At 45.4% G+C, this 4,482-nt stretch carries 4 protein-coding genes and 1 pseudogene; 3 read left to right on the forward strand and 2 right to left on the reverse strand.

Features of this window, described 5'->3' with window-relative positions; genetic code table 11:
- Positions 1-584 (forward strand): annotated as a pseudogene (locus tag IQR33_RS33770) (threonine ammonia-lyase, biosynthetic); the annotation flags it as partial.
- Between the two features lie 54 nt (positions 585-638).
- On the opposite strand, the gene punR reads toward IQR33_RS33770, so the two are convergent.
- Positions 639-1,541 (reverse strand): DNA-binding transcriptional activator PunR, encoded by a 903-nt coding sequence (gene punR / locus IQR33_RS20175; protein ID WP_005378948.1) that lies wholly within the window; start codon positions 1,539-1,541, stop codon positions 639-641.
- Positions 1,542-1,693: 152 nt separating this feature from the next.
- Here punR and punC point away from each other — a divergent pair, with 152 nt between their 5' ends.
- Positions 1,694-2,899, forward strand: coding sequence for a purine nucleoside transporter PunC (gene punC / locus IQR33_RS20180; protein WP_054579443.1), 1,206 nt, complete (start codon positions 1,694-1,696; stop codon positions 2,897-2,899).
- Between the two features lie 44 nt (positions 2,900-2,943).
- On the opposite strand, the gene IQR33_RS20185 is transcribed toward punC, so the two are convergent.
- Positions 2,944-3,720 carry a transporter substrate-binding domain-containing protein gene (locus tag IQR33_RS20185; protein WP_062730792.1) on the reverse strand — a complete coding sequence of 259 codons (777 nt, stop codon included), beginning with the start codon at positions 3,718-3,720 and terminating at the stop codon, positions 2,944-2,946.
- 115 nt (positions 3,721-3,835) lie between these two features.
- Between IQR33_RS20185 and IQR33_RS20190 the strand changes: the two genes are divergently transcribed.
- On the forward strand, positions 3,836-4,482 hold a 647-nt coding region (locus IQR33_RS20190), incomplete at its 3' end, for an amino acid ABC transporter permease (protein ID WP_193843984.1).

Genomic DNA, 4,482 nt, shown 5'->3' on the forward strand with positions numbered 1-4,482 from the left:
TCCATGGCTTACGTTATGTTTCTGAGCGTTGCGAGCTTGGTGAGAAACGTGAAGGTTTGCTTGCCGTCACCATTCCTGAGCGTCAAGGTGCCTTCTTTGAGTTCTGTAACCTCATTGGCGGCCGCGCCGTAACGGAGTTTAACTACCGCTACAACGATGACGCATTGGCAAATATCTTTGTCGGTGTGCGTTTGCAAGGCGGTCAGGAAGAGCTAGAACATATCATTCACGACTTACGTGATGGTGGCTACCCAGTGGTTGATTTGTCTGATGATGAAATGGCGAAGCTGCACGTGCGCTACATGATTGGTGGTAAGCCGTCTAAGCCGCTTAAAGAGCGCCTCTACAGCTTTGAATTCCCAGAATATCCGGGAGCGCTACTCAAGTTCTTAAGCACACTCGGTACTCATTGGAATATCAGCTTGTTCAACTACCGTAACCACGGCGCTGACTACGGACGTGTTTTATGTGGTTTCGAGTTAGATGAAAGCGATTTAGCTCAGTTTTCTGCACATTTACGTGAACTTGGCTATCAATGCAAAGACGAGACAGACAACCCATCGTATAAGTTTTTCTTGTCATAAAACGCCACATTTTAAACATATCAATGAAAACACCTCGCTAATGCGAGGTGTTTTTTATGACTGTAACCAATCTTTATGTAGCTGATTAGGCGACCCAAGATAGTCCACCATCCACTGGATCAATTTATGATTATCATCTTTGCGCCATACTAAGCAGCAGTGACTGAGCGGTTTATCATCCGGCATGACCTTCTCCACCAGCACACCATCATTGATTAAGGGTGTTGCAATATGACGTGGCATGTAACCCACGCCCACCCCATTTTTTAAACATTCAATCGCACTATACCAATTGGGCAATAATAATCGGCGCTGTTGCGGATAATGGCCAGTATGGCGTTTTGGCAGCACGTTCGAAGTATCATCAAGACAGATCGCCGGAAATTGACTCACAAACGCTTCAGTAAGCACTTGTTGTCGAACGCAAGGATGAGCGGGTGACATTACAAATGCCCAATCTAATACGCCCATATCTTTGACTTCAAAATCTCCCCCAACGGGAACCGCAGATGTCGCGCCAACGACAATGTCGGCTCGACCTTGTGCTATGGCTTCCCAAGAACCATTGAAGACCTCCATATTGATCTGCAATTCAGCAAATTCAAACTCGCGATAGAAATCTTCCACCAAAGGTTTGAGTTTTTCTAACTTCACCACGTTATCTAAGGTCAGCTTTAACGTGCTTTTCCATCCTTGAGCCGCTCGCCGCGTTTGTGCTTTCACCTCTTCCATTTGACGCAGCAAAGAGCGCGCCTCGGCCATAAAAAGTTCACCCGCTGGAGTTAGCTCGACTTTCCTTGGTAAACGTCGAAACAGCACCACATCTAAATCTTGCTCGACCTGCCTTACTCCATAGCTGATGGCTGAGGGGACTTTATGCAATACCTCAGCCGCAGCGGTGAAACTGCCTAAACGGGCAACCGTATCCAGCATTTCCAAAGACGCTTTAGAGAACATGATTTAACCTTTCAAAAAATTTGATTGATAACCAACAATTTTAGCGTTTTATTTTCTCAAAATCGAAAAATAGAATAATAAGGTAAATAAATCAGGGTTGGCGCCAACTGATGTTGATTAAAAAATGATTAAATAATTTGACTGGTTGAATCATGAAAATCTCAAAACTACAGCTCATTTATCTGGCAGCATTATCGATGCTTGGCTTCGTTGCTACCGATATGTATCTGCCAGCATTCAAAGCGATGGAAATCGACTTTGCAACAGGCCCTGAGCAAATTGCGCTCTCTTTAACGGTATTCCTCGTTGGTATGGCGATTGGCCAGCTAATGTGGGGATTGGCATCCGATAAATTTGGCCATCGTAATACACTCGCAGCCGGGTTGGTGCTATTTACTATCGCGTCATTCGGTTTGGCTTTCTGTGATCAAGTATGGCAACTACTCACACTGCGCTTTATCCAAGCTATCGGTGTGTGTGCACCAGCCGTGATCTGGCAGGCTATGGTCATTAAACGCTACTCAAGCAGTAGCCAACAAATTTTTGCGACAATCATGCCACTCGTCGCGCTATCACCAGCACTAGCACCTCAATTAGGGGTAGTGTTGGCAGATAACTTCGGCTGGCACAGTATCTTTATTACGCTAACACTGGTTGGTGTCTTTTTGGTCTTTGCGACCATGGCACAAAAAGACGAGAAAGCAGAAATCAAACAAACCAGTATGTCTGCCGACATCAAAGCGCTGCTGAGTTCTAAAAAATACCTTGGCAACGTGTTTATGTTTGCGACGGCTTCAGCTGCATTCTTTGCTTACCTAACTGGGATGCCAGAAATCATGGCGCAACTGGGCTACGAAGCAAAAGATATTGGTTTGAGCTTTATCCCACAAACCATCGCGTTTATGGCTGGTGGCTACTTAGGTAAAGTAGGCGTTCGAAAATTTGGTGATGAAAAGGTTCTGCGCCAACTGATTGGCCTATTTAGTGTCGCGGCATTAATGATTTTCATTGCTTCACAGTGGGATCTGTCATCGATTTGGCCTATTCTTGCGCCATTCTGTTTGATTGCCGTTGCTAACGGCGCGCTGTACCCAATCGTGGTAAACCGTGCATTGGCCAGCGCACAACAGAGCCCTGCAACAGCAGCAGGTCTGCAAAACAGCCTGCAAATCTGTGTAAGTAGCTTCTCAAGTGCATTGGTAGCCGCAATGGCAAGCCAAGCTCAGATGGTTACTGGCATCGCAATCATCATCTGTATGGGTGGGCTGTGGATGGGATACATTCTGTCGAATCGCGAATTATCCAAGCACTTTACGACTCCTGACAACGCCCGAGTCGTGAGTGAAGACGAACTTTAATCGTTCAGATAATAAAAAGAGCCGCGCAATGCGGCTCTTTCTGTTTATAAGCTTTTCAACCCCCATTTCTTGGCAGTCTGCTTAAAAAAGCCTTGAGTCTTTTTCAACTCTACCCAGTGATTGATGTAATTAATCCATACTTGATCGTCTTGCGGCAACAACATAGCAATTGGGGTTGGTTTACGCGGTGCGGTCACTGGCACTATCGCCAATTGTTTAAACTTATCCACCAACGTCGCTGCTTCCACATTGGACGTCACCGATACATCGGCCCTGCGAGATAGTAGTTCTTGGAAGTCGCGCGCTGGCGCTTCAATAACAATATGCTGAGCAGACGGGAAGAACTCTTTCACCATTTTTTCTTGTACCGTACCTAACGTCGCCGCGACTTTTACTTCTGGTTTATTAAAATCCGCCCAATCAGAGAATTTGGCGAGATCTTTCTTTTGCACCACAGGTACAAAGGCAAGGTAGAAATATGGCTGGCTATATCCAGCTACTTTCGCGCGAGACATGTTCAGAGATGCGCTGCCAGTAATATCGTATTTGTTGGCGGTAATGCCATTAACTAGCGTCTTCCAATCCGTGGGCACATACTCCACTTTTACACCGAGATCTTTAGCAAGTTCTGTTGTTACATCGATATCGAAGCCACGATAACTGTTTGTCGCAGGGTCTTTCATCGTCATCGGATTCCAATCTCCCGTCGTTCCAACTCGGAGTACGCCATTGTCTAAAATGGATTGAAGACGGCTTTCAGCGTGAGCGACTTGAGTCGCAGCAAGCAAACACATTCCTAGCACTAGTAAAATCTTTCTCATTTTTATTCCCTTAAAAATAATGACCTTATACGGTTTAATAATTAACCTTTATTAGAGCTCTACTGATAACATAGCAGCAACAAAGGAAGTTTTTTAGTTAATTCAGGGAGTAAATGTGACGTTTCGAACTCTATGGCTGTTTTCACTGCTATTACTCACTGGTTGTTCAGATTATCAATGGGGCTGGTATGTACTTGACCCTTCGACGGATCAAGGACTCACCAATCTAAAGTTTTTAATCGCTGGGTTTAATGACACCATTCAGGTATCACTCCTCAGTATGTTATTTGCGATGAGCTTGGGCCTGATCGTTGCGTTACCCGCTCTGTCGGACTCAGCCTCTCTGAAGTGGATAAACCGTATTTATGTCGAGGTGATCCGTTCAGTGCCAGTTTTAGTCTTACTACTTTGGGTGTATTACGGCATGCCTACGCTATTGGATGTCTCACTCAATCACTTTTGGGCGGGTGTTATTGCACTGACTATCGCTGAGAGCGCGTTTATGGCGGAAGTATTTCGCGGTGGAATACAAGCTATCAGCCGTGGCCAGCATGAAGCGGCTGAATCTTTGGGCTTAAGCTATTGGCAAAAGATGCGCTTGGTAATTCTTCCCCAAGCGTTTCGGCAAATTCTCCCACCACTGGGCAATCAATTTGTCTACATCCTCAAGATGAGTTCTTTAGTCAGCGTGATTGGTTTAAGCGATCTCACTCGCCGTGCTAATGAGCTGGTGGTGAATGAGTACTTACCCTTAGAGATTTA

Source organism: Vibrio sp. OPT46, assembly GCF_015163535.1.
In the GTDB taxonomy this organism is placed as follows: domain Bacteria; phylum Pseudomonadota; class Gammaproteobacteria; order Enterobacterales; family Vibrionaceae; genus Vibrio; species Vibrio alginolyticus.